The organism is Pseudomonas sp. NA-150 (assembly GCF_044336365.1).
GTDB lineage: Bacteria > Pseudomonadota > Gammaproteobacteria > Pseudomonadales > Pseudomonadaceae > Aquipseudomonas.
This window is the reverse complement of sequence record NZ_CP172305.1, coordinates 2,748,861-2,771,201: the sequence shown is the minus strand read 5'-3', so window position 1 is coordinate 2,771,201 and position 22,341 is coordinate 2,748,861. Positions and strand designations below refer to the sequence as shown.

22 protein-coding genes and 3 pseudogenes are annotated in these 22,341 nt (G+C 55.5%); 11 read left to right on the top strand and 14 right to left on the bottom strand.

Features of this window, described 5'->3' with window-relative positions:
- Position 1 precedes the first annotated feature (1 nt).
- The 8 genes and pseudogenes from ACF0H7_RS13270 to ACF0H7_RS13235 all read left to right on the top strand — a co-directional run.
- Positions 2–397, top strand: coding sequence for a cupin domain-containing protein (locus ACF0H7_RS13270; protein ID WP_397453201.1), 396 nt, complete (start codon positions 2–4; stop codon positions 395–397).
- Positions 394–1,161, top strand: coding sequence for an HpcH/HpaI aldolase/citrate lyase family protein (locus ACF0H7_RS13265; RefSeq protein ID WP_397453200.1), 768 nt, complete (start codon positions 394–396; stop codon positions 1,159–1,161). Before ACF0H7_RS13270 ends, ACF0H7_RS13265 begins: the two co-directional genes overlap by 4 nt.
- 30 nt (positions 1,162–1,191) lie before the next feature.
- Complete coding sequence (locus tag ACF0H7_RS13260; protein ID WP_397453199.1) at positions 1,192–2,124, top strand: DUF6282 family protein; 933 nt, start codon at positions 1,192–1,194, stop codon at positions 2,122–2,124.
- A gap of 11 nt (positions 2,125–2,135) precedes the next feature.
- Positions 2,136–3,197 (top strand): dihydroorotate dehydrogenase, encoded by a 1,062-nt coding sequence (locus ACF0H7_RS13255; RefSeq protein WP_397453198.1) that lies wholly within the window; start codon positions 2,136–2,138, stop codon positions 3,195–3,197.
- A 195-nt stretch (positions 3,198–3,392) separates the two neighbouring features.
- Positions 3,393–4,653 (top strand): annotated as a pseudogene (locus ACF0H7_RS13250) (IS256 family transposase).
- A 61-nt stretch (positions 4,654–4,714) separates the two neighbouring features.
- A pseudogene (locus ACF0H7_RS13245) lies at positions 4,715–5,554 on the top strand (aldehyde dehydrogenase family protein); the annotation flags it as partial.
- A gap of 21 nt (positions 5,555–5,575) precedes the next feature.
- Entirely contained in the window at positions 5,576–6,682 is a 1,107-nt protein-coding gene (locus tag ACF0H7_RS13240) for an NAD(P)/FAD-dependent oxidoreductase (RefSeq protein WP_397453197.1), read from the top strand.
- A gap of 541 nt (positions 6,683–7,223) precedes the next feature.
- A pseudogene (locus ACF0H7_RS13235) lies at positions 7,224–7,585 on the top strand (IS66 family transposase zinc-finger binding domain-containing protein); the annotation flags it as partial.
- On the opposite strand, the gene ACF0H7_RS13230 reads toward ACF0H7_RS13235, so the two are convergent.
- The 3 genes from ACF0H7_RS13230 to ACF0H7_RS13220 are packed head-to-tail and all read right to left on the bottom strand — an operon-like array spanning position 7,569 to position 10,922.
- Complete coding sequence (locus ACF0H7_RS13230) at positions 7,569–9,470, bottom strand: cation acetate symporter (protein ID WP_397453196.1); 1,902 nt, start codon at positions 9,468–9,470, stop codon at positions 7,569–7,571. The pseudogene ACF0H7_RS13235 and the gene ACF0H7_RS13230 sit on opposite strands and share 17 nt — an antisense overlap.
- Positions 9,457–9,798, bottom strand: coding sequence for a DUF485 domain-containing protein (locus tag ACF0H7_RS13225; RefSeq protein WP_397453195.1), 342 nt, complete (start codon positions 9,796–9,798; stop codon positions 9,457–9,459). Before ACF0H7_RS13225 ends, ACF0H7_RS13230 begins: the two co-directional genes overlap by 14 nt.
- Positions 9,795–10,922, bottom strand: coding sequence for a M20 family metallopeptidase (locus ACF0H7_RS13220; protein ID WP_397453194.1), 1,128 nt, complete (start codon positions 10,920–10,922; stop codon positions 9,795–9,797). The genes ACF0H7_RS13225 and ACF0H7_RS13220 overlap by 4 nt, the downstream gene beginning before the upstream one ends.
- A gap of 355 nt (positions 10,923–11,277) precedes the next feature.
- Between ACF0H7_RS13220 and ACF0H7_RS13215 the strand changes: the two genes are divergently transcribed.
- The 3 genes from ACF0H7_RS13215 to ACF0H7_RS13205 all read left to right on the top strand — a co-directional run bounded on the left by ACF0H7_RS13215 (position 11,278) and on the right by ACF0H7_RS13205 (position 13,710).
- On the top strand, positions 11,278–12,624 hold the full coding sequence (locus ACF0H7_RS13215; RefSeq protein ID WP_397453193.1) for an aminotransferase class I/II-fold pyridoxal phosphate-dependent enzyme: 1,347 nt from the start codon (positions 11,278–11,280) through the stop codon (positions 12,622–12,624).
- 159 nt (positions 12,625–12,783) lie between these two features.
- Positions 12,784–12,975 (top strand): hypothetical protein, encoded by a 192-nt coding sequence (locus ACF0H7_RS13210; protein WP_397453192.1) that lies wholly within the window; start codon positions 12,784–12,786, stop codon positions 12,973–12,975.
- Between the two features lie 24 nt (positions 12,976–12,999).
- A complete protein-coding gene (locus tag ACF0H7_RS13205; protein WP_397453191.1) occupies positions 13,000–13,710 on the top strand; it encodes a DJ-1/PfpI family protein in 711 nt (236 codons plus the stop codon).
- A 374-nt stretch (positions 13,711–14,084) separates the two neighbouring features.
- Here the strand turns inward: ACF0H7_RS13205 and ACF0H7_RS13200 are convergent, their stop codons facing one another.
- From ACF0H7_RS13200 to ACF0H7_RS13150, 11 genes are all read right to left on the bottom strand, one after another.
- Complete coding sequence (locus ACF0H7_RS13200; RefSeq protein WP_397453190.1) at positions 14,085–14,534, bottom strand: RES family NAD+ phosphorylase; 450 nt, start codon at positions 14,532–14,534, stop codon at positions 14,085–14,087.
- The gene (locus ACF0H7_RS13195) at positions 14,531–15,139 is read right to left on the bottom strand and encodes an antitoxin Xre/MbcA/ParS toxin-binding domain-containing protein (protein WP_397453189.1); all 609 of its coding nucleotides are present in this window, start codon (positions 15,137–15,139) and stop codon (positions 14,531–14,533) included. The genes ACF0H7_RS13200 and ACF0H7_RS13195 overlap by 4 nt, the downstream gene beginning before the upstream one ends.
- Positions 15,114–15,500, bottom strand: coding sequence for a hypothetical protein (locus ACF0H7_RS13190; RefSeq protein ID WP_397453188.1), 387 nt, complete (start codon positions 15,498–15,500; stop codon positions 15,114–15,116). The genes ACF0H7_RS13195 and ACF0H7_RS13190 overlap by 26 nt, the downstream gene beginning before the upstream one ends.
- On the bottom strand, positions 15,490–16,476 hold the full coding sequence (locus ACF0H7_RS13185) for an STY4528 family pathogenicity island replication protein (protein WP_397453187.1): 987 nt from the start codon (positions 16,474–16,476) through the stop codon (positions 15,490–15,492). The genes ACF0H7_RS13190 and ACF0H7_RS13185 overlap by 11 nt, the downstream gene beginning before the upstream one ends.
- Entirely contained in the window at positions 16,476–17,030 is a 555-nt protein-coding gene (locus ACF0H7_RS13180) for an STY4526/YPO1902 family pathogenicity island replication protein (protein WP_397453186.1), read from the bottom strand. The genes ACF0H7_RS13185 and ACF0H7_RS13180 overlap by 1 nt, the downstream gene beginning before the upstream one ends.
- A gap of 16 nt (positions 17,031–17,046) precedes the next feature.
- Positions 17,047–18,705: a ParB family protein gene (locus ACF0H7_RS13175; RefSeq protein WP_397453185.1), complete on the bottom strand. Its 1,659-nt coding sequence runs from the start codon at positions 18,703–18,705 to the stop codon at positions 17,047–17,049.
- Positions 18,695–18,946, bottom strand: coding sequence for an Arc family DNA-binding protein (locus ACF0H7_RS13170; protein WP_397453184.1), 252 nt, complete (start codon positions 18,944–18,946; stop codon positions 18,695–18,697). Before ACF0H7_RS13170 ends, ACF0H7_RS13175 begins: the two co-directional genes overlap by 11 nt.
- Positions 18,933–19,196: a hypothetical protein gene (locus ACF0H7_RS13165; protein ID WP_397453183.1), complete on the bottom strand. Its 264-nt coding sequence runs from the start codon at positions 19,194–19,196 to the stop codon at positions 18,933–18,935. Before ACF0H7_RS13165 ends, ACF0H7_RS13170 begins: the two co-directional genes overlap by 14 nt.
- A gap of 159 nt (positions 19,197–19,355) precedes the next feature.
- Complete coding sequence (gene dnaB, locus ACF0H7_RS13160; protein WP_397453182.1) at positions 19,356–20,702, bottom strand: replicative DNA helicase; 1,347 nt, start codon at positions 20,700–20,702, stop codon at positions 19,356–19,358.
- Positions 20,699–21,295 (bottom strand): hypothetical protein, encoded by a 597-nt coding sequence (locus tag ACF0H7_RS13155; protein WP_397453181.1) that lies wholly within the window; start codon positions 21,293–21,295, stop codon positions 20,699–20,701. Before ACF0H7_RS13155 ends, dnaB begins: the two co-directional genes overlap by 4 nt.
- Entirely contained in the window at positions 21,288–22,163 is an 876-nt protein-coding gene (locus ACF0H7_RS13150) for a ParA family protein (protein WP_397453180.1), read from the bottom strand. The genes ACF0H7_RS13155 and ACF0H7_RS13150 overlap by 8 nt, the downstream gene beginning before the upstream one ends.
- Positions 22,164–22,341: the final 178 nt, after the last annotated feature.

Below are 22,341 nucleotides of genomic sequence, written 5' to 3'. Positions count from 1 at the left end.
AATGAGCCTTGTCAATGCATTGCTTCATAACTGGGACGACCTGCCACGTGAAACCGTACGCAAAGGTGTAGAGCGCGTGGCCTTTCGCGGCGATGACACGCTGTGCGTCATGAATTGGCTGACCCCCGGCATGGATGTTTTCCCCCACAGCCACACCTTCGAGCAACTGGTGATCATCGTGCAGGGACGGGTGCGTTTTCATCTGGGCGACGAAGTGGTCGAAGGTGGCCCTGGCAGCATGATCCGTATCCCTCCTCATGTGGTGCATTACGCAGAGCCGGTCGGTGATGAAGTGGTGATGAACCTTGATGTGTTCTCACCGATTCGCGACGACTACCGTCACCTGATCGAGTACCAGGCCGCAGAGTTCGCCGCCCCCGGGCAGGCGCGCGCATGAACGGTACTGACTTCGCGGCTCGACTGCGCGCAGGCCAGTCGCTGATCAGCAGTTTCATCAAAACGCCCAGTCATGCGCTCGTTGAGATCGCGGGCGACTGCGGACTGGATGCAGTGGTACTCGATGCCGAGCATGCCCCATTCGACCAGGGCAGCATTGACCGTGGCCTACTGGCCTGCCGCGCGGCGCATGTGGCCGGCCTGATACGCGTCGCCGATGATCGCCCCGCCACCTTGCTGCAAGCACTGGACCTGGGTGCCGACGGCCTTGTGTTGCCGCACATTGTCAATGCAGCTCAGGCCCGACAGGTACTGCAGGCGACCCGCTACCGCAACGGCATTCGCGGGTTCTCCAACTCACCCAGGGCCGGCGGATATGGCCATGCAAATCTGGCCGAGCACATGGCGGCTGAAGATGGCCGACACGCGATCATTGCGCAGATCGAAGATCGCGAAGCCCTCGACAACCTGGCCGCCATTGCCGGTGTCGAGCAGATCGACTGCCTGCTGGTCGGACGTGCCGATCTGGCCGTTTCGTTTGGCGTTAGCACTCTTGACGACGCCCGAGTCGAGTCGGCTGTCAGTCGCGTGATTGAGGCCGCGCACCATGCGGGAAAAGCCGCAGGGATATTTGTCTCCAGCAGCGAAGACCTTGAGCGTTTTAGCGCCAGAGGCATGCGTTTTTTCATACTGGGCTCGGACCAAGCAGTGCTTCGCACAGGCTGGAACCAGCAGGTTCGTCATTTTCACGGGTTGACTCGCTGACCCGTAACACAAACAAAAATAGGTAAACCCATGAACGTCATCGTCAAAACCTCGGTCAGCGAAGAACGTCAAGCCCGCATCGACAGCTTGATACGCGGCGCTATCGACCTCCACTGTCACAGCGGCCCTTCGGTCATGCCACGCTACTGCGACCACGTCGAGGCCATGCGTGAAGCCAGCGAGGCCGGTTTGAAGGCCGTTTTGCTCAAGGATCACTACTACAGTTGCACGCCCGTAACCACGTTGCTGAACAAACATTTCAGCGAACTGAACGTGCATATGCTGTCAGGTGTGCCCCTGAACAACTCGGTCGGAGGCCTGAATGTGCACGCCGTGGAGCACGGTCTGAAACTGGGTGCCCGGCTGGTGTGGATGCCAACATTCTCTTCGGCCAACCACATAGCCCATCACCACCAAGACGCCAAATTTACAGAGAAATTCCCCCAAACCACCCAACGCATGCTGCAGCCGATCCCCTTGACCGTACTCGATGATGACGGCCACCTGAAGGAAGAGGTAAAAGCCATTCTCGACTTGATCGCCGCAGAGGATGTGGTGCTGTCCGCCGGCCACCTGAATATCCGGGAAATCTGGCCGCTGTTCGAAGAGGCTCGCAAGCGCGGCGTCAAGCGGCTTCTGGTCAACCATCCGACCTACGTCGTCGATGCCACCTTGGACGATATGCGTCAACTGGCCAGCGAAGGCGTCTACATGGAGCACTCCATGTGTATGTGGGTGCCAGGCTCGAAGTTCAAATTCTACGACGATCAGTTCCTGCAACAGGTGATTGAAGCGGGCACCGTAGACCTGACCATTCTCGGTTCCGATCTGGGCCAGCAAGGCAATCCGAGCATTGCCGAAGGCTTTCGCAACGTGATCGGTCAATTGCTGGATCTGGACTACAGCGATGCCGATATTCGCAAGATGACATCTGGCAATGCCTCCCGGCTGATGAACCTGTGAGTGCACATGACATGACGCGACTTACAACGCAGATTGGGCAACTAACCCTGAAAAACCCAGTCATCTGCGGCGCGGGCGAGCAGACCATGACCACCGACGCTATTCGCGCTGCGTTGGCCACCGGAGCCGGCGCTGTGGTGGCTAAATCCACCAACGAATCCCAGGCAGCCAAGGACCAACTGGACAAGACCGACTACGTCCTGTTGGACTCGAGCTGGAACCGGTTGCCATGGGACTTCTCGCCTCCGGCTGACGCCAGCCTGTTTGGTCGATCCGGTTTAGTGCAGCGAGATTTTCCTGAGTGGCTCGACGACCTCGCCACCCTGGATATCGAAGCCCGGCGCCTGGACGCCTACATTGTCCCAAGCCTGATCCTCAGTGACTTGGAACAATGTGCTGACTACGCCCGGCAGATCGAACAGGCTGGCCTACGCGTGATTGAGCTGAACATTGGCGCCCCGCACGGTGAAGAAGCCGCCAAAGGCGCGATAGTCCTTGAGCGTGGGGCGGCACGAATCGAAGCCATCGTGTCGCGTATTCGTCGAGCGACAACACTGCCACTGTGGATCAAGCTCACCGGGCAGAGCGAAGACGTAGTCGGCCTGGCGCAGGCTGCACGTCGAGGTGGAGCGGACAGCGTGGTGATGATGGGACGCTTCATGGGCTTTCTTCCAGACCTGGAAACCGGCCGCCCTATGCTCGGCACCAGCGCGGCCATCGGTGGTTCATGGGCTCTACCATTGACCGCGCGCTGGCTAATGATGACCCGCAAAGCCATGGGCGACAGCTACCCGCTGATTGCCACCAACGGAGCCCGCAATGGTCTGGACGTTGCGCGCTTTCTGCTGGCCGGTGCTTGCGCCACAGAAATGACTTCAGCCGTGTTCACCGGAGGCTATGAGGTGCTGACCAGAGCCGTGCAGGAGCTGGATGAGTATGTGGTCAAACGTGGTCTCACCGTGGAACAACTGCTGGGCAGCGCGGCCGATCAGGTGCAGACCTATCAGCAACAGCCGGACCGAACGAACTGGTGGAAAGGTTTCGCCCCGGAGTACCCAGGGTTTCCCGGCTGAAACGGCTTGGCCGGGAGATCACTGAAAGCTGGCGGTTGATGTTGCCGTGATTGAAAAGGGCCCCTAAGGGCCCTTTTCAATCACAGGGACCTAAAGTCATCAATGGACCCAGGCTGTTGCCTGCAGCAGAGTAGATATCGTTGAGACTGTCAGAAATTTTGTGTTCGGGCATAACATGTCACCAGAGGTGCATTTATGCCGACCAAAAAGAAGTCCGCCAGTGCAACACCGAGGGAATTGCCCTCGATACCCAAAGAGCTGATTGATCAGTTCGTCCAAGGCCCGATGAGCGCCGCAGCCATTCAGGACGCCTCTATGGCGTTCAAAAAGGCGCTGATCGAGCGTGCGCTAGGCGCCGAACTGGGTCACCACCTTGGCTATCCTCAGGGCGCGGAGCGCCCTGAGGATTCAACCAACCAGCGCAATGGTAAAAGCGGTAAAACGGTACTGACCGATGACGGGCCACTTCGCCTGGATATCCCCAGAGACCGCGATGGCAGCTTCGCGCCGATCCTCATTCCCAAGCATGAGCGCCGATTTACAGGCTTTGATGACAAGATCATTGCCATGTACGCCCGAGGGATGACGGTGCGTGAGATACGCGCTTTCCTGTCCGAGCAGTATGGAACCGATGTGTCGCATGACTTCATCAGTTCAGTGACCGATGCTGTGCTGGAAGAGGTTGGCGCTTGGCAGCAACGCCCTTTAGAGCCTATGTACCCAGTCATCTTTTTTGATGCGCTGCGGGTCAAAATTCGCGACGAAGGCTTGGTGCGTAACAAGGCGGTGTACTTGGCACTGGGCGTGTTACCCGATGGCACACGAGATATTTTGGGCATCTGGATCGAAAGCACCGAGGGTGCCAAGTTCTGGATGAAGGTGTTCAACGACCTGAAGACTCGTGGTGTTGAAGATGTGCTGATCGCCGTCACAGACGGCCTTAAAGGGATACCAGAGGCCCTAGGGGCGGTGTTTCCTGCTACCACACTGCAAACCTGCATCGTGCATCTGATCCGCAACAGCCTGGACTATGCGGCTTGGGATAAACGTCGAGCACTGGCCAAGGCGCTCAAGCCGATTTATCAAGCCATTAACGCCGATATCGCTGAGCAGGAACTGAACGCCTTTGAGGCGGGGCCTTGGGGCAAGCAGTATCCGACTGTAGTTGCTGCTTGGCGTAGAGCCTGGGATCGAGTCATCCCGTTTTTTGTCTTCCCGGCAGGCATCCGAAAGGTGGTCTACACAACCAACGCCATCGAAAGCATCAACGCTCAGCTACGAAAGATCATCAAGACCCGAGGGCACTTCCCCACTGACGATGCAGCGACGAAGCTGATATGGCTGGGATTACGCAACATCACCGCTAACTGGGGTAACGCCAGCGCATGATTGGAAGGTGGCGATGAATCAATTTGCGATTCTCTATGGAGATCGATTTACCAGGCCGAGCTGGTAAAACAAAGGCCTGCCTGACGGCAGGCCACAACCAGCCCGAACACAAAAAATCTGACACTCCCGTTCTCAGCATTGTCACCGGGTCCGCTGTACAGATCGGCGCGGAACTGACCAGCAACCCGATCATCCGCAAATTGTCTTTCACCGGATCGACTGAAATCGGCCGCCAATTGATGGCCGAGTGCGCGAAGGACATCAAGAAAGTGTCACTCGAACTCGGCGGAAACTCACCTTTTATTGTGTTCGAAGATGCCGACTTGGATGCCGCTGTCGAAGGTGCCCTGACATCCAAATACCGCAATGCGGGTCAGACATGCGTGTGCGCAAACCGTCTGTACATCCATGACAGCGTCTACGACGAATTTGCCGATAAACTGCAGACTGCCGTCGCCAAACTGCGCTTGGGAAATGGCTTGGACGAAGGCATTACCACGGGCCCGTTGATTGACGAAAATGCCGTGCTTAAAGTCCAGGAACACATCGCTGATGCAGTCAGCAAAGGCGCGCGGGTCATTGCTGGCGGCCGACCTCACGCGCTCGGGGGTACCTACTTCGAACCGACCATTCTGGTGAATGTACCCAAGGACGCCCTGGTTGCTCGCGAAGAAACTTTTGGCCCGCTTGCGCCGTTGTTTCGCTTCAACGACGAGGCAGACGTGGTTGCTCAAGCTAATGACACCGAGTTCGGCTTGGCGGCCTATTTCTTCGCCCGGGACCTCTCCCGTGTGTTCCGTGTGGCCGAAGCCCTGGAGTATGGAATCATCGGGATCAACACCGGCATCATCTCCACCGAAACGGCACCTTTCGGTGGCGTGAAGTCTTCCGGGCTGGGCCGTGAAGGCTCCAAGTACGGGATCGAAGATTATCTGGAAATCAAATACATGTGCCTGGGCGGCATCTAACGACTAAAGGGAGTCGCTACAGTGAGTGTCGATATCGATTGCGTTGTCGTGGGTGCAGGTGTGGTCGGCCTTGCCGTAGCACGCGAAATGGCGCTGGCAGGTAATGATGTGCTGGTCATAGAAGCCGGGGAAGCCATCGGTATCGGCACAAGCTCGCGCAACTCCGAAGTTATCCACGCGGGTATTTACTACCCGCCTGGAAGCCTCAAAGCCCAATTGTGTGTCGAGGGTAAGCATGAGCTCTACGCGTATTGCGAAACCCACGGAGTCAGCACGCGCAAAACCGGAAAACTGATCGTTGCCAAAGATGAAGCGCAAATTCGTCAGCTCGAGTCTTTGCTTGAGCGCGGACTTGAGAATGGTGTGAATGACTTGCGCCTGCTTGATCGCGATCAGGCACTCGCACTTGAACCTGCGCTCGAGTGCGTCGCAGCCTTATATTCGCCTTCTACCGGCATCGTGGATTCACATGCATTGATGTTGGCGCTGCAAGGTGATGCCGAAGCAGCGGGCACCAGCGTGGCGTTTTACTCGCCTTTACTCAGCGCCGAAGTGATCGCTGAAGGCTTCCTTTTGCACGTGGGAGGGGAAACGCCCATGGCGCTTTCCTGCCGCTTGCTGATCAACGCTACCGGGATTCAAGCGCCGGCATTGGCCAGACGCATAAAAGGCCTACCGCAACATACGGTTCCTCAGGATTACTTGTGCAAAGGCAGTTACTTCAGTTCGTCCAAACGCGCACCTTTCACCCATCTCATCTATCCCGCACCTGACGCTGACGGCCTCGGTGTGCACATGACTGTGGACCTGGGCGGACAAGCTCGTTTCGGCCCGGACACCGAATGGATTGAGACCGAGGACTATCTGGTCGATCCAACTCGCGCGGAGGTTTTCTACTCAGCCATCCGCAGTTACTGGCCTGGTTTACCTGACAACAGCTTGCAACCGGGATACAGCGGAATTCGCCCGAAAATCTCCGCTCCTGGCGAGCCTGCACGTGACTTCCTCATCAGTAGTGAACTACAGCATGACGTTCCAGGTTTGATCAATCTGTTTGGGATTGAATCGCCAGGATTAACCTCATGCCTTGCCATCGCCAAAAGAGTCCGCGCGCTGATTGACATCTAGCTGAGCTTCACTTTGCCAACCATATCTGGCATGACAACTCGCTTTTTTATTCCCGGCGAGGCTAACCTCTACTGCCTGGCAGGCCCTCTCTCATCTTCACTTTGTGGAGGCCGGCATGATACTCATGCTTTTCATCTCTTCACAGTCGAAGTCGTATTGGCCGGTTTTAACCAAAGAAGCAAACCTAAAGCGAGAAACGCGGGATGAAAATGGGAAGTTGCGCCTCACTTGACTACCTGTTTGCATTCGACTTGACCAGGCGTTCGCATTTGATCTGACCATCCATTGCATCGGCTCGCAGTTCCTCATCGGTTGAGCAGTCGATTGTTTAGCGAGCCAGAAATATTCGGTACACCATCACTTGCAGGCGGAGCGCATAGGCCGCTTTCGGCTTAAGCCGTTAAGGGCCGCCCTTGAAGAGGTTTAGCGCAGCGCTATTGATCGGGATACCGCGGTCCTAATGCGCAAGTCGAATACAAACAGGTGGTCAAAACGTTGCACCTCCCCAGATAGAGCGTTACCGCCCAAACACCCGGTTCAGAAACGTTTAAAGTTTACCAAGAGCTGTGAACCAAGTCCGGATCAGGCCTGTTCGCGTGACGATTTGGACGACCCCGATATCGCCGATATCGAGGCCGAGTTGAGGCACTACAACCGGTAGCAATCCAAGCCAAAGTGCGCCAGCAAGCCAAGCGCACACCACTACCAACTCGGCCTCCTTGCCCACTGATCCATCACAAACCAGAAAACAGCCACTGCCAAAGCTGCTGTGCTCTCAAGCGCATTGGTGAAGACGCCAGCGAAAAACTCGACCTCACTCTAGGCATGTTCATCGTCGAACGGCATATCCGTGGAAAGTGGGCTTGCGGGCGGTGTGAAACGTCGGTCAATGGGCAATGGCCTTGTCGATACCAATGCCGGTGTCACGACGAAAGACCAGGGCTCTCCATTTTTCATCAGCTCCGGCAACCTTGCGGCGAAACAGGGATCCGAAGATTAGAAAAAGTGCACCGAAGGGGATCGAAATAACACCAGGATTTCGCAGCGAGATCAGCGGTTTTTCCAGGCCAACGATGCTGGTAGTGGCCTGGCCAGTGGCATCGAATTTTTCTTGCGCTGCGCGATGGGTGGCTTGTGCCTTATCAAGCGCAGACTCGGCTGAGCTCAGTGCTTGCGGAGTCAGTCCCGTGGCGGTCAGTCGCTCTTTTAGTATCTGGATTTCGGCCGCAGTACTCGTAAGGACGACCGTGGCGTCGGCGCGAATTGCCAGTGGGTATTGCATGTTCGGCGAGACGAGGACTAACAGAATCGCCGTAAGCGTTCCTCCGACCACACTGCACACCACTCCGAAAGTGTTGCAGTGGCGCCAATATAAAGTGCCAAGCAACGCTGGAAGGTTGGCCGATGCAGCAACGGCGTAAGCCAGTCCAACCAATTGCGCGACGTTTTGCCCTTTGGCCAGCAGGCTGGCGCCGATGGCAATCACACCCACCAGCGTCGCAGCGATCTTGCCAGCGATCATTTGCTCTCGATCCGTGGCAATGCCCTTCTTTATTGCTCCGACGTAAACGTCGTGGGCCAGCGACGAGGCTGCTGCGAGCGTTAGTCCAGCGACCACAGCGACAATCGTGGCAAACGCTACGGCGGCTACCAACCCTAGTAGGATATTCCCGGAGGTAGAGGCCGCCCCGCCTCCGAGAAATTGTGCAAGCAACGGCGCCGCAAGATTTCCACCTTTGTCGCTGGCAATTATGTTGATGCCTCCCACGTAATAAGCGGCAGCGAAGCCGAGAAAGATGATCAGCAAATGGCATGAGCCGATAACGAGCATTGCCCAGAGAACTGACTTACGGGCGGTCTGTGCATCCCGAACAGTGAAGAAGCGCATTAGAATATGCGGCAATGCTGCGGTACCGAACGTAAGCGCCATCCCTAGGGAAAGCTGTTCAAGAGGATTTTTTAGGTATAAGCCAGGTTCGAAGAAGGTTTTTGTTACCAATTGCTGGTCTTCTCCGGACACAATCGTTTGACCATGGAGTAGGTAATCGTAGAGAGCACTCTGGTGTAAAAGGGCGTGAAAGAAGTTGAAAATGTTGAAATCAAAACGACTCAACGCCAGAACTCCCAGCCCGAAGCATGCGGTGACCAGAAGCACGGCCTTTATGATCTGCACCCAAGTGGTGGCGGTCATACCGCCAAGGGTCACATAGGTCAGCATCAGAACGCCGACCACTAGGATCGAAATTTCGTAGGGCACGCCTAGCAGCGCATACAGCAAAACTGCGCCACCGACTATTTGTGGAATCATGTAAAAAATCACAATGATGACACTGGAGGCTGCAGCCAGAAGCTTCGATGTGCGAAAGTCGTATCGATAGGCTAGAACGTCACCGAAAGTATAGCGGCCAAGATTGCGGCAGGGCTCGGCAACCAGTAACAACACCGGCACCAGCGCCACAAAAAAGCCAACCAAATATAAAATCCCGTCGTAGCCGTAGAGTGCTATCAGCCCGGAGACGCCCAAAAAAGCAGCAGCGGACAAGTAGTCGCCAGCGATCGCAAGTCCATTCTTAGCTCCCGAGATTCCGCCGCCCGCCGTGTAGAAATCTCGCGTCGTATTGCCTCTTCTCGATGCCCACCATGTGATGGCAAGGGTCATCAGGATCACAGCAACAAAAGCACTGAACGCGTAAGGGCGCTGCGCAGTCGGTACTACATCCGCCGCGCAGGCGCTGCTGGCAGCGGACAGGGTCGCCAATGCGGCGATAATGCTTTCAGCACGTCTCATTATTCAGTCTCCAGGTCTGCGCCAGCTTCTTGATTTGTAAATCGACGCGCTGCATGCGCCACGCATAAATCACCGCCAGGCCAGCCACAAAAAAATACTGTGACAACGCAAAGGCAATACCTACGTTCAAACCTCCGGGTAGTTGCATGATGAACAAGGAGCGGAACCACCCCGCGCCAATGATCAGGGCGAAGTAGTAGGCACAAAAAACGCTGCTCAGGATAAGCAGCATCCGATTTTTTGCCACCATGGCCTTATTGAAGTCTTGCATCGCCTCGGTCTTATTGGTTTCGGAGTCCACTGAGGACAGCGCCAGGTCGATAATCATGACTGCCAGTCCTCGAGCAATTGGAAGTAGATGTCCTCGCATTCGTAAATACGCGCCACGCTGCACCACTCATCTGTCTGGTGTGCACACGACGGCTCGCCCGGGCCGAGTACAACGGTGGGTGCTTCGCCGAACAGTTGGCGCAGAACGGGGCCGTCGGTAAAAAAAGCAACCGTTCGCACTTCCGGAGTGATTCCTGTCACTGACTCAACGATCTCATTGACGTGCCGAATCCATGGGTTAGTGAGGTCGTTGGACAATGCAGGTACATCGACACTGGTACTCAATTGAACCTTGTTGCCGAGGTGGGTATTAAGCCGCCCGTACAGGTCGTCGTGATGCAGTCCACAGACAGTGCGTAGGTCTATATCAAAGCGAGTGAAGTCCGGTACGGAGTTCACGTTGATGCCGCCCGAGATCGTTCCGACGTTCATCGTCGGACTACCAAGCAATGGATCGACAGGCACGTCGAAATCGAATTGGCGTAGCTTCTGAATGGCGTCGACAGCGTGATAAATCGCGTTGTCACCGAGTTCGGGCATTGCGCCGTGGGCTGTCTTGCCGTGGGTTTCTGCCTTGAGCCATAGCGCGCCTTTATGACCGATCACGCATTGACTGGCGGTGGGCTCTCCAACGATGAACGCACCAACTTTCAACGCCTTCAGATCAAGCTCGCCGAGTCGTTTGGCCCCGTCGCAACCGGTCTCTTCGCCGGCCGTCAAAATAATGAGAACAGATGGAAGGTTTCCGAAGAGAGCCTGGTACCTGTGCAGGGCACTCAAGAACGCTGCAATGCCACTTTTCATGTCTGAGGAGCCACGCCCATAAATTCGCCCCTCCACAACGTTGCCGCCAAACGGGTCATGAGTCCATGGCGCCATGCCTAGGGGTACCGTGTCCAAGTGGCCGGTAAAGCAAAGTCGGGAGCCGACGGCCGATTCATTCCATGCAATGAGGTTGGAGCGCCCAGGTTCGAGCGGCTGGACCAGTGTCGAGAGACCCAAGGCAATAAGTGCCTGGTTGAGGTCTTCTGCTAGGACGGCCTCATTGCCTGGTGGATTGACGGTATTGGCGCGGACGAGGTGCCCGGTCAAAGCGATTGGGTCATGCAGGCTTAAGGGCATGATGTGGTCCTATCGAACGTGAAGGCAGGATGCATTGCATGGAGAAGGCTCATAGCGATTATGTACCAGTTGTAATAATTATATGTACCAGTCGAATTTATCCCTAGATCTGCTCATGGTCAACGAAAAAAAGATGATTGACTGCGATTGACCAAGAAGGCTGGATTGGTGTTTTTAGAAGTAGGCAAGCACTAGGCTGCTGCGACATCCAGTGTTGCTGTAGCGGCGGATATCAGGATTGTCCTGATTCGCGCTAAGCTATGTCCGTCCTGTTTCGAGGTGCTGACGATTGTCGAAGCGGACGGCGGCTTCGGGTCGCTTATGCAAATGCTCACGGAACCGCACGAGAATCAGTATGTTCAAGCTGGAGTTGCACGAAATACAGGAAGGGAAGGCCGACTCGATCCGGCGCGCGATCGAGCGCGCTATCCTCGAGGACCGACTGAAGCCAGGAGAGGCGTTGCCGACAGTACGCACCCTTGCTATGGACTTAGGGATTAACAAGAACACGGTTGTTGTCGCGTACCGTCAATTGCAGCAGTCGGGCTTAGTGGTTTCAGAAGGTCGGCGTGGTTCGGTTGTCGCCACTCAGGCATCTCGGGACCGAGCGACCAGCGCGGACTTCAGTCTCCAGCAGACGATCTCGGTGCGCGACGGCAATCCGGATATCGCCTTTCTCCCTTCCGAAATTGATCTGCGCGAAGCAATGGCAAAGATGAATCTCGACAATCATCTTTATGGAGAACAGCGCAATCATTTGGCTTTCGTGAAGTGGGCCGCGGAGTGCTTCGCAGCAGATGGTCTGGATTCCAAGCAGGGTGTTTTTGTTTCCGCCGGCGCTCTCGATCTGGTGGAGCGGGCTCTGATTGTTGCCGGGCTGATGCCTGGCGATAAGGTTGCTGTCGAAGATCCGGGTTACATGAGTTTGCTTGCGTTGACCCGCTCAATGGGGTTCGAGCTTGTTCCACTTGAGCTCGACGAACAGGGCGTGAAACCAGCGAGTTTGAAAAACGCATTGGATGCTGGTGTGAAAGCGGTGCTCGTGAGCAGTCGAGCACAAAATCCTACTGGCATTACGACGTCCAGCGCTCGGGCCAAAGACCTGAGCATGCTCGTGGCAAGTACGACTGAAGTGCTGTTTATCGACGACGATCACTCCAGCCTCCTTGAGCTTGCGCCTTATTATCCCTGGCATGTGAACGAGAGTGGCCGGTGGCTAACCGTGCGTTCACTATCAAAGTTTTTAGGGCCTGATTACCGTCTCGCTGTAACGACTGGTGACCCCATGACAGTGCAGCGACTTGAGCGCAGGCAGGCTGTCGGCATGGGCTGGGTCAGTACCTTCGTGCAGCGTCTTGCTTTGCAGCTGCTTAACTCCAGTTCAGTACAAAGGAAAATCGCAGAAGGCGGTACCGCTTATCGAGAGCGCTATGAGGCCTTGCTCGCCGCGCTAAAAAAGAAGCAGTTCAATGTGATGGGCTGTGTTGGGCTTAACGTATGGGTGCCGATAGCCAATGAGCGCGCTGTTGCGGAGCGGCTTTTCGATGCAGGTTGGCTGGTGCGACCGGGCCGCGATTTTTGTATCACCGAGCAATCTGGCATCAGGGTCACATCATCACGCATGACCCCTCAGCAAAGCTTGGCGTTCATTAAGGCGCTGGTCGCCGCGCGCGATATGACTGAGACCACACGCTCAGCTTGAGCGTCTGCGCCGTTCACGCAACTTGGTAATAAAGGCCCTCTTGGCGGGGCCCGCGCCAACACTTCGAAAACATTTCCCTGACGAACTGGCATTTGTGTCTGTCGTGCGCTCGTGCTGACGTACAGCAACCAATCAAACTGATCGGCCGAAGCATCGAGCATGGCCGACGAGATCAGCATCCCTCTCAAATTCCCCTTTCAAAGCGCTGGCGGCTCGCAGATAGAGTCACTGCCGATCAACGTCGACACCCTAGGCGACGACACCGCAGGTGAGTTCGACCACAAAGGAAAGATTGACAGATCAGAAGAAATTTATCTATTTTGTACTGGTTCAAATAATTTATTGTACTAGTCCAATCAAGCTAAGGAGTACTCCATGACTGCCATCCCACTTGATACACACTTGGTCATCGGCGGGTTGATTTTCCCGGACATTGATCAATGTGATTTTACGGGCCCGTTCGAAGCCTTGGCTCGAGTGCCGAATTCGAAGTTTTTGACCATCTGGAAGGACAAAAATCCAGTCCGAGACCTGATGGGTATGCAGTTGATGGCAGATACGCTATTGGACGAGGCGCCGCAGCTTGACGTGCTGTTGGTCCCAGGTGGCTATGGTCAAGAAGCGTTGATGCAAGACGAGGAAGTGTTGTCGTTTATTCGCAAGCAGGCACGCAACGCAAAATATGTGTTTTCTGTGTGCACTGGTGCATTGGTGTGCGGTGCAGCGGGTTTGTTGCACGGCAAGCGTGCTACGACTCACTGGACGGCCATGGAATTGCTGCCGTATTTCGGGGCTATACCGAGTGATGAGCGGGTCGTTATCGACGGCAATATGGTGAGCGCCGGTGGAGTGACCTCGGGAATAGATGGGTCGCTGATTGTCGCTTCCTTGTTGCGCGGCGATACCGTGGCTCAGGAGCTACAGTTGTACATGGCCTACGATCCCAAGCCACCATTCCAGTCGGGCTCGCCGAAAACTGCACCGGCTTCCATCCTGCAAACCGTAACCCAGCGAGCCGCACCCATCACCGAAAAGCGCTTGAAAACTGCACGCGAATATCAAGCGAACCATCACGACCTCGCCTAATAACTAAAGCTGATTCTTCACCACTTACGGTGAAGAATCAGATGGAGTGAATTCGAAGAAGCGTGGCTTGGGCTGGATGGTTTCTCCGTATGCGTTTTTTGCTCATAAAAGCCAAGGGCTTTTGACACGCCATCAGCACTCATAGCCAAACGATACTATGCGTGCCCCCTCTTCTCCAAGGCTCAATGTCAGCTGGGATAGACAGAAGACTGTCGCAAGCCCCAAAAAGGTCCATCTTGGTTGAGAGCTTCTGACCGTTTTCCAGACCTTTGCGTTGTTGTGAATAAGCGCAAAAAAGAAGAGAGGGTATTTAAATTTTCGCGGGGTAACTTCCGCTCACTTGATCAAATTTACCCGCCTCCCCTGCATCGCGATTAAAACAGCCGCTTATCCGCTGGAAAATCAAACGAGGTCAACGTTGCCAACCCTGCATCCGGATGCTGCGGATTAAACAAATAATTGCAGTTCGCCGGAACGATCGCCGTCGGCACCCGAAGCAGCAACGACCCCTCCTCCTGCAACCAATCATCCCCAATCTTCCGCGTCGCCATTACATCCGCCTTCCAGTCTTCCGCCAGGCTCTCCCGGCAATCAACAGCAGCAACACGCTCCGGAATCTGCACCCGCAATAACGTGAAGTACTCAGGCAGTTCATCCAGGGTCAGCTCAAGATGCACCAGCACTTCAAGCAATGACGTCGCCGGCCAATCAGCGAGGTAGACGATGGGACGACCTTTACTGTGCCAACGACCAGAGACCTTGGTGCCGCCGATCCCGCTTAAATCCTTGAAGTTCGAAATACGCCACAACACCCGCTCAGTCATGCAAAGAACCCGTGGTCGATTCGCTCCAGGGTTTCTTCTGCTGCGATGTAGCCAGGCGTGGTCGCCGCGACTTCTAGCGCGGTCAGGCCGCCGAACGCGGTTTGGTGTTTGTTCAGCCAGTGTGCGGCTTTGTCCTTGGTGCCGAATACCTGCTCTGCGAGCACCACAATCTTGCTGACTCTATACAAACGGTCGCCCTCTTCCTGAGATAACGGTTCGCCTTTGCTGCGCCTGTGACGCAACGTCCGTGCGTTGATGATGCCGATGTTGACGGCGTTGATGCCGTGGCTGGACAGGTTGTCGATGGCAACAAGAGAAACGCCGGCTCGTATGAGGGCGTCCATTGGCACGCCCTTTGTGCCTCCCATCATTTCCAACACTTGGGAATCGGGTTGAGTAATCATGCCTTTCTCCATCACGCTGGCAGTTTGCCTATTACTATAGGGCAATTTGCCGGCTGGGTGAAGTATGCGAGCGGAAGCCTTGGTAAGGAACTGGTAACAAGCGTTGACCGGGGTGATTCCAGTGGAATCACGGTAGCAACGCGCCACTATGATTCCACTGGAATCATGGAGGCCCTCAGCCGCTATTTGTTGATTTTGCATTGTCCGCTCCTGCGTGGGTTTTGCGGCCGGACATCATCTGCATGATGGAAGCCATTTCTTTGCTCGCGACTGCCCGAGTGCGGTCCGAGGGGTTGTGAGGTTTGGATTCTGGTGGCGTGCTCTGCCTGGCCGGTGAGGTTGGAGTCGCGACTGTAGAGGCCATTCGAGCAGGGTTTACGCCAGCAATGGCATTGAACTCGCCATTGCGCGCTTTTTCGATCATGCCGAGCAGGTAGCCAAACGGGTTGCGCATCAGATTCTGCACAAGTCGTGCAGCCCACTGATCAAGTATGGATTTGCGCAGTTCGACAGGGACCAACGTCAACACCGCCAGTGCTTTTTGCCGTTGCTCAGGGGGCAATCGCTCGAACGCCAGCGGGCAGTTCGGTTTCGCTGTTCACATTCGCGCACGGTACAGAGCTTTTACATACAGATGTATTTGTATAAGTACTTGTACTAGATGAGTTCGGAATCCGAACTGAGTCGCAAAGCCCCGGTTTTCCGCTGGGTTCGGAATCCGAACTGGGGGCTGCACGGTTCCGAACTGAGCTTTTTTCACTGAGTTCGGATTGGTTTTTACTGAGTTCGGAATCGCTTGGGCCGGGTTCGGATCCGTGTGCCGGTACGGACGACTCGAGCTGCGATTTCGCCCAACCTTGGTTCGCCACTCGCTGCTGCAGCACTTCAAGGTGACTCGGTAACGTCTGCTCGCGAAGGTGGGGATCTTGCAAGACCTCGTCGAGCGTGAGTGCGGCGACCTGGCGTATCGACTTGTTGGCGTGGTCTTGTGCATTGGCCACCAGCTCCAGGTAGCTCTTGTCCAGCAACATGGCTTCAGAAACGCTGATGGGTTCGTCGTGTAACAGATAGATATTGCCCTTCATCTGCCCTGTCACTTCGTCACGGACCCTCCCCGCCAGGCTCAGCCAACGGGTCAGCCTCAAGGAGGTCAGTGCTTTGGCCACGGTTTCCCGGGAAGCCAGCTTGAACGGCGATGACGCCAGATAGGGGCGTAGTTGTTCATAGGTGGGGAATGACGTCAGACCGTCGTCGTTGAGTAACAGCCTGAAAACTTGCCAAGCATTGCGCTCCAGCGGTGTCAGTCTGTTATCAAGCAAAAGCCTTCGTGGGAAGGCTTCGTGGGGGTTACCTGTGAACAGGATGCCGGTCTTTTCGGTATCCAGAATGGGGGCTAACGGCTGAGCCCCCGGCCTGTCGGGTTTGGGGGTTCGAGCCTGGTCCCGATGTTTTTCGCTCAGGGAAGTTGACGCTGAATCCAGCAAGGCATTCAGCGTATCGAGGTTGCCCGGCGTAAACCTTCGGGACGAGTTGGGCATCAAACCAAATCCTGTTCTATCCAGCTTTGAATCGTGGTCCAGACCATACTCAGGTTGAGCATTGGCATTTTTTCAGTCAGCCGTATGGACCTGTCGAACAGGGCACGGCTATCACGAACGTCCAACGGGCGCTCTTTGATTGAATTTGCCCAGTGATCCCATAGTTTGCGTTCCTGATCCTGATTGACCGTAGGCCAGCGCCCTACCCGGTTCGGCACACCCAAAATAGTCCGACGCAATGCCACTTCCTTGGCCGGCATGCCGAATAGCTCTTGAAGCATTGATGAGCTTGCGCCGATCTTGATCGCATACATGATCAATTCCTCCTCCTTGCTGTTCTTCACCTGTTCCAGCAATCGGCGCACCACCAGGCCATCGACGACCACCTTGAACCAGGGCACCGATGAGTTAACCAGGACGCTCATGCATTGAGGTTCAAGAAGGTCCTTGAGATCGTTTTCAGCAAAACCCATTGCCATGCAGCTGCGTAACTCGCCATTACGAATATCGTTAAGTATCTGGAATGCCACAGCCAGATTGAGTGGGTGCGTCATGGATGTTTCTCCATTTTCAGTCGGCTGGAGACGCTTCCAGCTCAATCAATCGGCGCGCCAGACGCATGACACGGAAGACCTTCACCAGTGCTTGATCACTCAGCCGATTGGCAATAGAAGCCGCTTGGGGCTCCAGTTTCGGTCGACCTAAAAACAGGTTACCCAAATCAAGTTCGAACTCGGGATCCCTGAAGCCACTGCAGAGCGCGCCGAGCAAATTCAATGTTGAGGCCTGCAAAGAACCCAGTGACTCGTGTGTTAGTCCGCCAACACGAAAACCTATACCCCACTCGCTGGAGCATATCTGAGCAGAAACACCAACTTCATTGGCAATTTCGCTGGCTAATCCTAGGATCTGATTACGAAGCTCATTAGGCTCATCAATCTGACGCTCGATGTACCAGAGATCCGCGATGGGGTGCAGCCCTCCCACCTGCACCGGAATCGAGTGCAGGCACGATTCCTCAAAGTCAGGAATTGGTTCACCGGTTGCTTGAGCCAGCTGCTTTTTCATCGCTTGGGTGCGCGGTGTCAGCCCGGGGATCGGGCTGACGATGTGTGCCTGAATGCGCTCCTGTCGCTCTGCCTCCAGCACCTCGGGGTCATTGTTCTCATACTGAGCCGGAGGCGGTGGCGTAGCACTTCGCTCAGGAGATTTAGGCGGCGCTGATCTAGCGCTCGCGCCTGCCCCCTCCGCTTTATCCCGAGGAGGCTGGTATTTCTCGACGGGCGGTGCAACCTGAAGTGGTTTTTCCTGGCCGCCTGACGTGTGAACGCGATGGTCCAACGGCTGCGTTTTCGCCTCAAGAATATCGAGTTTGAGCCAGTTGTACTCCTTGCCCAATGGCTGCTGCATGTGATGAATCAGCTCGTCTTGAAACCGGTCAACCTTGAAGTCGGCACCGTCATCAAACGTCGAAAGCACTTCAACAAACAGTGATGTGAAATCGACGTCGAGCGCGTGCCTGGGCGCGTATTTCACCCAGGTTTTTTCGGCGCTCCGGCGCAGGGCAATCAGCCGTTCAATCTGCGGTTTTCCAAGCCCCGCATACAGAACAGTCGGGATCGCTGGAAGCAGGTATTGAATCGTGTCCTGCATCTTGCTGATATGCGGCTGCGAGACGGGATAACCGTCCGCAGCGAGCTTGCGCGCCAGTTCCCGCTGCGAAATCGGCTCATTGGCCTCCTGCTCATAGAACTCTTTGGCCCGATCAATACCCAGCGCACGCTCGACGAACGTCAGCTCGCCGTGCATGTCATTTTCAGCCAGGTGGCCGGTCAAGGCCACAATGTCGCCTCGCTCAGGCCACGGCCGAAACAAGCAATTGATCCGCAAATACTGCTCGTCACGGGTCTCTCTCCACAGTTCGTTGAGGATCGCAAGGCGGGTATTCCCGCCGTTACGAATGATGTAGAACTCCTCCCCCGGCCGCCGCGTAATAGGCGGCGGCGCGTCCAGTCCCCGACTCAGGATTGAGGCCTTTAGCTCGTCGAACAGCGGGTTGCGGTTGAGCCGCGGATTGAATTCATAGGACCGCAGCTTATCCAGTGTCACCACCATCGGTGTATCGACGATGGGGTCGGACAGCTGCATCACACTGGGGCCGTTATTCATGAAAGATCCCTGCAGCAGTTTTCCCTTGATCGCGTCCGTATTGAGTTGTTTAGCCGCCATTGCTAACCCTCCTTGGCACGGGAAACTCTTCGGTGCTCTCCTCGGACCCGGTCAGGTGATCAATCACTGCATTGGCACGCCTCAGTTCTTCTTCCAGCTCGAAGCCATGAAACAGTCGATGGATAATCTCGGCGTTCATCGAGCGATTGGTCTGCTTGGCTCTCGTTGCAATCTGGCTTCTCAACCCGACTTCTGAAAACCGAACGACGAACTTCTCCAGGTCATTCTTACGACTGCTCATGGTCTTCTCCTTGCTGGTTTGCATGACGCTCACAGGCATTGCTGATCGATGGCTTGGGCGCCTGCTGCTCGTATCGCAGGTCGCCCATCTCCAACGTGACAACCTCGACGTACTTTATTTGCTCGACCCGACACGCCAGGGCGTAGACGAAACGGTTGGCATCTGCGCGCCCGCCGTTGAGCTTGAATACCACCGTGCAGTACTCGGGCGCGTTGTCGATGTCGGTCGACTTATTGGTGTCTGTCGTCACGGTGAGCCTCCTCTACGGCGTAGCTGCCACATTCGGGGCAGATCAAAATATCCAGCTCACCCTCAGGCAAGATGGTGTCAGTCAGTCGGTGAATAGCTCGGCAAATCGCGAACTCGGATTTGCAATCCAGGCAGTTGCCTCGCGGCAAAGGTTTTTTGATCATTGGTCGGCTCCTTGCCTGTGTTTTGCGTCCAGATCGGCGAAACGGGTGTGCGCGGGGATGAAGGCAGTGCGCACGACGCCGGTGGGCCCATTGCGGTGTTTGCCGAGAATCAGTTCGGCGATGCCCTGATCGGCAGTGTCAGGGTGGTAGACCTCGTCCCGATAGATAAACAGGATCAAGTCAGCGTCCTGCTCCAGAGCACCGGACTCACGCAGGTCGCCGTTGTGCGGGCGTTTGTCGGCACGGTTTTCGAGAGAGCGATTGAGCTGCGACAACGCCATGACCGGACAATCGAACTCTTTGGCGATCGCCTTGAGGGCAGCAGAAATCGCTGCGATCTCGAGGTTCCGATTTTCTTTTCCGGAGCACTGCATCAACTGCAGGTAATCGATCATGATCAGCCGCGGTTTGCCGTAACGCCGTGCCGCGCGCCTGACACGGGAGCGCAAGGCAGATGGCGTCAAACCGGAGCTGTCGTCGACGATCAAGCGGTCACGGTAGCTATTGATTTTCGCCACTGCGGCCGTCAATTTCGGCCAGTCCTCGTCCTCCAGTTTTCCGCGCATCAGATCGGCGACATCCAGTTTCCCCAGAATGGCCAACATCCGGTACATCAGTGCCTGAGCCGGCATTTCCAGGCTGTAGATCTGCACGGTATTGCCCTGATCCTGCTGCAAAACCGTGTCGACCACATTCAACGCGAAGCTGGTTTTGCCCATGGACGGCCGTGCAGCAACGATCACCAGATCAGCGTCCTGAAAGCCGCCGGTTTTCTCGTCCAAGGCCGTCAGACCACTGGGCACGCCTGTTACCCCGGTGCCGTAGTTGAAGTTGTAATCCACCTGCTCCAGCACCTTCATCAACGCGTCGTTGACATCGACAAAAGTGTTGGGGGTTTGGCCCTGCCCCAGTGCAAAAAGCTTCTGCTCAAAGCTGTCCTGCACATCAACGCTTTTCGCTTGAGGTGCTGAAGCGCTACGGCTGCACTCGTGCCCCAGCATTATGAGATGCCGCAGATGAGCACGCTCCCGGACGATGTCGGCGTATGCGCCAATATTGGCGACTGAGGGGATGTTCTTCGCCAGTTCGCTGAGATAGGCAAGGCCGCCGACCTCTTCGACTTCAGCGAGGGTCTCGGCGACAGTGACGACATCGAAGGGCGAATCGTTGGTCGCCAGTGCCTCTATGGCTTGGTAGATCAACCGGTGTTCGCGCTTGAAGAAGTCCGCAGGAGCGAGGGTATCGGCGATCAGTTCCCAGGCCTGGTTATCAAGCATCAGGCCTCCGATGACCCCCTGCTCGGCCTCGATGGAATGTGGGGGCATTAGATCGAACAGGTTCATTGCGCCTGCTCCTTTTTCCAGCCATGTGCCCGGTCCAGGTAGGTCTGCACGGCGTCAAAGGCGAAGCTGGCATGCTTCTGATAATGATCGACGCGTGGTTTTTCCCGGTTTGTCTGAAACTGCAACGTGTCGGCAATAAAGCTTTTGAGCATTGCCTCCGGTGAGCAGCCGTACTGCCTGCAGAATGCAATGAACTCTCGGGGTACATCTAGCCGAAGCAATTGGCACTGAATGGGTTCGAAGCTTCCGTCTACTCCAGGAGTTATCTCACTCGGCGACCGAAACCCCTGGGGATGGCGATTGTTTCGCCATCCCCACTCATTACCAAGAACACCCAGCCTGATTTGCTGCGTAGTGGGTTTGGAAAAACGATCAAGTTCAGGCTTACGGCGTAGGCTTTGGTCGATATAAGACCTGAATACATAAGCCTTTAGCGTCTGATCGATGCACATCGCAAATCCAATGTTGCCCGGCACCAATTCCTGATCTTCGGCCAAACGCACCCTCCGAGCACTGCCTTGGTAATCCAGTACCAAGTGATTATCTGCAGTAACCTCAACTATCCGCGCATCAAACAAGGAGCGTTCAAACATGACACGCCCTCCCCTTATTGCCATGGAGCTTTGCACTCAATCGGTCCTCGGTCAGCGCGTGGAACTGAGGCCTCCAATCAGGGAATAACTCGCAAGCCAGCGCTTTGATTACGTTGAAGGCCGAGGGAGAACGCCGTTTCATGGGTTGCCTGTATTCAAGCCGATGTGCAGGCACTCCTTCGGTTGCTGCCTTACGAAAGCTCACAGCTGCAGGGATCGTGGTATCGAGCAAATGAATCTGCGGATGATCTGCCAGGGTTTCAGTCAACGACTGATAAATCAGGCTCGCATCGTTGGTGGCATCGAGCTTGTTGATCACGATGTTTAGGGGCGGCGTGTGCACCCCCAGCAATGACAACGGCTCCAAATCCTTGAGCAGTTGCTGTGTACCCCGATAAAACTCACGCGCAGCGAGCATATCGGGGGTGATTGGCGAAATCGCCAAGTCTGAACACAGCAACGCCATTTCCAGCAACACCGAGCGCGCGCCCTGGGTGTCGATCAGGATCAAATCGAAGTCATCGGCAAAGGCCGACACCAGGTTTTTCAAGCGCAAACGTCCGTCAGCGGCGTGCAAAAGCAGGTTGCTGAGCTGGTTGTAAGGATCGTTGGAGAGGATCAGTGACAGATTTGGGATGCAGGTCCGGGAAATGACCTGCTCTGGCCGAGTATCGTTTTGTGCAATGAGCTGGTAGGTGCCGCCAAACGCTTCGTGCTCGATGCGATAGAACGACGACAACGAGGGTTGCGTGTCGAGATCAATCAGGAGGGTGCGGATGTTAGCGTCGGCGCAGAACGCGCCTAGATTTGCGGAAACCGTGGTTTTGCCTGGTCCGCCTTTGGTCGAAACTACTGCTGCAATTTTCATGGTGCTTGCCTCTAAATCGATTGATTAGAGACAGCGTGTTACTCGTGCTTATCAGACCTGAAATCTCTCCTGGGTCCGATGACTGTTAATCATTGGGTCCCTGGTTCGAGTCCAGGTCGTGGAGCCAGATTTTTCAAGGCATCAAGCAAGACCCCTTCTCAAAACCTCGGTACGAAAT

Coding starts and splice junctions, on each gene's coding strand:
- ACF0H7_RS13270 (WP_397453201.1), top strand. CDS start 2: ATGAGCCTTGTCAATGCATTGCTTCATAACTGGGACGACCTGCCACGT.
- ACF0H7_RS13265 (WP_397453200.1), top strand. CDS start 394: ATGAACGGTACTGACTTCGCGGCTCGACTGCGCGCAGGCCAGTCGCTG.
- ACF0H7_RS13260 (WP_397453199.1), top strand. CDS start 1,192: ATGAACGTCATCGTCAAAACCTCGGTCAGCGAAGAACGTCAAGCCCGC.
- ACF0H7_RS13255 (WP_397453198.1), top strand. CDS start 2,136: ATGACGCGACTTACAACGCAGATTGGGCAACTAACCCTGAAAAACCCA.
- ACF0H7_RS13230 (WP_397453196.1), bottom strand. CDS start 9,470: ATGAGACGTGCTGAAAGCATTATCGCCGCATTGGCGACCCTGTCCGCT.
- ACF0H7_RS13225 (WP_397453195.1), bottom strand. CDS start 9,798: ATGATTATCGACCTGGCGCTGTCCTCAGTGGACTCCGAAACCAATAAG.
- ACF0H7_RS13220 (WP_397453194.1), bottom strand. CDS start 10,922: ATGCCCTTAAGCCTGCATGACCCAATCGCTTTGACCGGGCACCTCGTC.
- ACF0H7_RS13215 (WP_397453193.1), top strand. CDS start 11,278: ATGTTCAAGCTGGAGTTGCACGAAATACAGGAAGGGAAGGCCGACTCG.
- ACF0H7_RS13210 (WP_397453192.1), top strand. CDS start 12,784: ATGGCCGACGAGATCAGCATCCCTCTCAAATTCCCCTTTCAAAGCGCT.
- ACF0H7_RS13205 (WP_397453191.1), top strand. CDS start 13,000: ATGACTGCCATCCCACTTGATACACACTTGGTCATCGGCGGGTTGATT.
- ACF0H7_RS13200 (WP_397453190.1), bottom strand. CDS start 14,534: ATGACTGAGCGGGTGTTGTGGCGTATTTCGAACTTCAAGGATTTAAGC.
- ACF0H7_RS13195 (WP_397453189.1), bottom strand. CDS start 15,139: ATGCAAAATCAACAAATAGCGGCTGAGGGCCTCCATGATTCCAGTGGA.
- ACF0H7_RS13185 (WP_397453187.1), bottom strand. CDS start 16,476: ATGCCCAACTCGTCCCGAAGGTTTACGCCGGGCAACCTCGATACGCTG.
- ACF0H7_RS13180 (WP_397453186.1), bottom strand. CDS start 17,030: ATGACGCACCCACTCAATCTGGCTGTGGCATTCCAGATACTTAACGAT.
- ACF0H7_RS13175 (WP_397453185.1), bottom strand. CDS start 18,705: ATGGCGGCTAAACAACTCAATACGGACGCGATCAAGGGAAAACTGCTG.
- ACF0H7_RS13170 (WP_397453184.1), bottom strand. CDS start 18,946: ATGAGCAGTCGTAAGAATGACCTGGAGAAGTTCGTCGTTCGGTTTTCA.
- dnaB (WP_397453182.1), bottom strand. CDS start 20,702: ATGAACCTGTTCGATCTAATGCCCCCACATTCCATCGAGGCCGAGCAG.
- ACF0H7_RS13155 (WP_397453181.1), bottom strand. CDS start 21,295: ATGTTTGAACGCTCCTTGTTTGATGCGCGGATAGTTGAGGTTACTGCA.
- ACF0H7_RS13150 (WP_397453180.1), bottom strand. CDS start 22,163: ATGAAAATTGCAGCAGTAGTTTCGACCAAAGGCGGACCAGGCAAAACC.